This is a genomic window from Candidatus Bathyarchaeota archaeon, assembly GCA_030739585.1.
Lineage (GTDB): Archaea > Thermoproteota > Bathyarchaeia > TCS64 > TCS64.
Genome location: JASLYX010000021.1, coordinates 1 through 4,033, shown reverse-complemented (window position 1 = coordinate 4,033; position 4,033 = coordinate 1). Strand labels below are relative to the sequence as shown.

At 45.8% G+C, this 4,033-nt stretch carries 5 protein-coding genes; all 5 read right to left on the bottom strand.

Going from position 1 to position 4,033, the window contains the following annotated elements:
• Positions 1-398 (bottom strand): hypothetical protein (locus tag QGG23_08345; protein MDP6049424.1); only part of this gene is annotated, 398 nt, incomplete at its 3' end.
• Positions 391-933 (bottom strand): hypothetical protein, encoded by a 543-nt coding sequence (locus tag QGG23_08340; GenBank protein ID MDP6049423.1) that lies wholly within the window; start codon positions 931-933, stop codon positions 391-393. The genes QGG23_08340 and QGG23_08345, both read right to left, overlap by 8 nt.
• Positions 930-1,157 carry a hypothetical protein gene (locus QGG23_08335; GenBank protein MDP6049422.1) on the bottom strand — a complete coding sequence of 76 codons (228 nt, stop codon included), beginning with the start codon at positions 1,155-1,157 and terminating at the stop codon, positions 930-932. Before QGG23_08335 ends, QGG23_08340 begins: the two co-directional genes overlap by 4 nt.
• Entirely contained in the window at positions 1,157-2,479 is a 1,323-nt protein-coding gene (locus QGG23_08330) for a hypothetical protein (protein ID MDP6049421.1), read from the bottom strand. The genes QGG23_08335 and QGG23_08330 overlap by 1 nt, the downstream gene beginning before the upstream one ends.
• A gap of 145 nt (positions 2,480-2,624) precedes the next feature.
• A complete protein-coding gene (locus QGG23_08325) occupies positions 2,625-3,866 on the bottom strand; it encodes a phage terminase large subunit (GenBank protein MDP6049420.1) in 1,242 nt (413 codons plus the stop codon).
• Positions 3,867-4,033 lie beyond the last annotated feature (167 nt).

The window sequence follows — 4,033 nt, the reverse complement described above, 5'->3', positions numbered from 1 at the left end:
TTGGGTACGCCTACGGTTCGCCATTCTATCATCGTCATCACCTCTCCATGTCTCGGCTCACAGTCAGGACAGACCCGACCGCCAGCGGTGATCCATTGGAAAGATGAAATCTCATTAGCCGCCCAAACAGCTCCCATTGCCAATGCTGCCGCCCTTTCAGGGGCATTAATGACAGAGGACTTAATACTGTTCTTAAATGCGCCAAATATTCTTCCTCCTGCTCCCAGATCGGAAGCGAGGACATTCAAAATCTCTGCATCTATCATTCCAGCAAGTCTCATCGTTTCGATTTGTGCCTGAAGCTCAAGAACCGTCTTAGAGACGGCGGCTGCGAGCATGACCAGCAGGCTTGCTTCCATGATGTCAAGTTCTTCTTCAAGTTCTTCTATCTCAGGCACTTGTAGAGTACCCGGCTATATGACTCAACGGGTTCGTACCCGCCAGACACGCTTTCTGAATCCTCGCTGAAACCTCTTCTACAAAGATCATTGCAATATCTTCAAATGCTTGGTTACTAATCCCGAACCATACTCTCTTGACCTGACCTTTACCTTCCTGATGGTGTTGCCCAATCTTTTGTCGGGATCGTTTTGGCTTCTCACTACCCCCTTTTGAAGTGACACGAACCGTTATCTTCTCCATACGCTTCGTTTTGGTGACCTTTTTGGCACGTTCCAGATTTTGCATGATCCCTTCGGCTACAAGGGGGGTTTCTGGTGATCTTAACGGGGGGCGTTTCTGTCTTCGTTTTCTGAGAATTGTTGACTCCCTCAATGCTATGAGTCGATCCCCGGAAACACCTTTTCCACGCTCAAGGCGTTCAAAGTGGTCTTTTGTGACGATGTTAGCCGATTCCTTTAATTGCCTGTCCCATCCACGGAGCGGAATCTTGGCAAGGTCGAAATCAGCCTGAACTTGGAAGTTGATGTTCATATCTTTTGCACGATCTTATTAGCGAAGTCCTTACCAGCCTCTAATCCGTCCTTTATCGTATCTCTGTGTTGGGATAGAAAAGTCGCTGCAACGCTCTCTAAATAAGGTTTTGTATTTTCTAACAATTTATTTAAATCTATTTGTTCCAATATCTTCTCAGCACTATCGTCAATGGTCTTTTGGATACTATCAACGCGATTGAGGTGTTGTAGGACAAGTGCCATTACGTTGCCAGACCCCTGAAATTGAACGGGGACTCCTCCTGTGGCTTCTCCTGTGGCTCTTCTTCTGGAATAGCACTCACCATCTCCGCAATCTGTTCTTCGTTCATGTCAGGGTTGTTATGCCGGAACCAATCGGCTTTGGATGATAGTCCGTTGCTCCATTCCCACTCCCACTGCTCCCTTTCCTCTCTTGCTGATGCCGGGAACCGCGGTTCACTGAAATCCACTGAAAATTCATCAGAAAGCCGTGATCCATGTGCTTCCAAGATCGCTTTGTCGATTTCAAAGCGTTTTTGCTCGACAGGTCGCCAAATCATCTCCACATCGCCCTCAACGCCTTCTGTAAGGTCGATTTCGAGCATTTTCAGGGCTTCTCCCGTCACGCCGTCTCTACCAAGAGCCCATTTTGTCTTTAAATTGTTGTTATAAGCCACGGAATCGACCAAAAAGCGGATTCCTTCGACATATTTCTGTAAATCGCCACCGGGGGCCGCAAAATTGAAGTTTGACCCCTCTGGAAGGATTAAAGGCTTGTCTACACCCAATTTCATCCTCGAAGCGTCGTCAATCCCCATTACAACGGGCTGTCCGAGCATTTGGAGCCTCATAGACAGCGACATTTCGGTCAACATGATATTTACGGTACGATTCATGTTAATAATGTCCGAAGCACCCTCTCTCCACCAATCAGTCGTCATTGGATGCCTGTGAGCGTAGGTAATTGGGACAATCCCGTAGGGATTAATCATCTGTTCGTTACCATCAATGGCTATAATCTGCCCTTTCTGGGTAATTTTGTAATGTTCGTCGGGGCTCCAGTACACATAGACCATTTCGGAGACTTTTTGCTTCTCCTGAGAGAAGAGGGGGTAAATAATAGCTACGGGCTCTGATTCATGAGGGAGAAAAAGGGGATAAAACTCGGTGAGGATGTTATATCTGACCATTTCTTCCTCTTCATCCCAAGTGGATAGAAGTGCCATTGTCCCCAATAGGTAGGTTAGTCTTTCAAACTGAACCATAGCCGAGTCTAACCCTTGAACACGCTCGTGATAAGCCTCATTCGATCTTTGAGGAGGCTGTTTATAAGCAATAGCCCTGCTGTTGACCAATTTCCCCGTAATATTCTGGGCAACAACCGGGGTCTGTTGGAGCGATTCAGAGGCGAAATAGGATGATATATCCGTCTCCAGTTCCGAAATAAACCCCTCGTAGTAGTTCAGAGCCCGATACCTTTCTTCTGTTCTTTTGTGTAATACGTCATCTAAAAATTTCTTAAGACTTCTTGTGACAGCCTCGCTTGACAAGTCCTGAATAATCATGCTTTATAAATCCGATCTCCATCTACGAAAGTGTCCAGATTCCATTGAGTCGCATCAGTTTTTAGGCTTTTGATTGATCTTAAAGCCACCAACAGGGCGACTATAAAAACGACATTCACCGCAAGGCTTACACCCAATAAGAAGGCTACCACGTCACGGAATATGCCTCTCGCTTGATGACGGGAAACAGGTAATGCACACCATATCCAAAGGCATCGCTTATGTGCGACAGCTTTAATTGTGTTTTGTCAATATCACCTTTCCGCCAAACGACCCGTTCCAGATCGTTTATCAATTTTGGACAATTCTCCATAGAAAATTTTGAAACTTTATCATTTACCCTTAAAAGCTGGTTCACAGCGTTTACTCTATCTCGTACCGGGGGATTTTTGCGTTTTGCATAGACTCTAAGCCCCTTTTCCTTTAAAATTTGGTGATCTGACTTCTGACTCGATGTTTTTCTCGCCGCACCCGTTGCATCGGGATAAATAATCGCATTTGGATATTTCTCCTTAATAACCTCCGCCATATCGAATGTGGTGGAGTTCGCCATGAAAAATTCATCAAAAACGTGGCAGGTATCGCCTATTTTGCAAAATGCCACCGCCGTCATGGGATTTACGTTGAAATCCATCCCGATGTGGACTTGATGATACTTTTTGAGTTCCTCAATATCTTCCCGCTCGTATATGTGGACATCCCGACTAAATTCTTTGTAAACGCGCCCCTCCTGAAGATTGACGAACTTCCCGTGGATATAAGCGTCAACCATCTCCTCCGTATAACCAGAAACAAGCGATTCCTTATATTGCTCTGGGAGATAATTGTTTTCTAACGTGGAGGCAAACGCTACTCCCACATCGTAAGACTGTTCCTGATTCGCGATGAGATCGTATCCCCAATTCAGGGATTCAGGTGTACCTGTTAGGAAAATTTCCCTTTGCTTCGCATCTGGATGCCTTACACGCGAAAGTGCCACGTCAAATACATCCTTACTCTGGATAAATGGCTCATCTATACCCACCGCAGCCAGAGATTGACCTAAAAGTGAGTGCGGATCGTCCCCTGATCCAATCCATATCACGCCATTCCAATTCATAATTCTAATTTCATTTTCCGATTTGTTGTGTGTGAATGTCAAACCTGCCCTACCCAAAATATCCTTAAGCGTGGGGATAATCGTTCTCCGCGCCATCTTGTAGGACGGGGATACATACATTACAGGGATTCCAGAATTGACATAGGAAAGGTAGATCAACCTGATAGCCCCTATATACGTTTTACCCGATCCGTAGCCTCCAACTAAACAACGGATATACGTTGGGAGGTTCCAAAATTTCTTTTGGGCCGGGAGGAATGTCCCGGAATCGATTACGAAACGGGACACGGTGTAAATATTTTGTGTACACGGGCTGAGGTCATTTAATGATCACCTCATCGGTTACAATCTCGGTAACTTGCAACTCTTCCCGCACCCGGCCGTCCATGCGATCAAGGCAAACTTTTATTGCGTTGATATCGCCACGTAACGCCATGTTGTAAAGTTGCTGCGCT

What these genes read in the sequence shown, in the direction of transcription:
- QGG23_08335 (MDP6049422.1), bottom strand. Translation starts at nt 1,157, where the DNA reads ATGGCACTTGTCCTACAACACCTCAATCGCGTTGATAGTATCCAAAAG.
- QGG23_08340 (MDP6049423.1), bottom strand. Translation starts at nt 933, where the DNA reads ATGAACATCAACTTCCAAGTTCAGGCTGATTTCGACCTTGCCAAGATT.
- QGG23_08330 (MDP6049421.1), bottom strand. Translation starts at nt 2,479, where the DNA reads ATGATTATTCAGGACTTGTCAAGCGAGGCTGTCACAAGAAGTCTTAAG.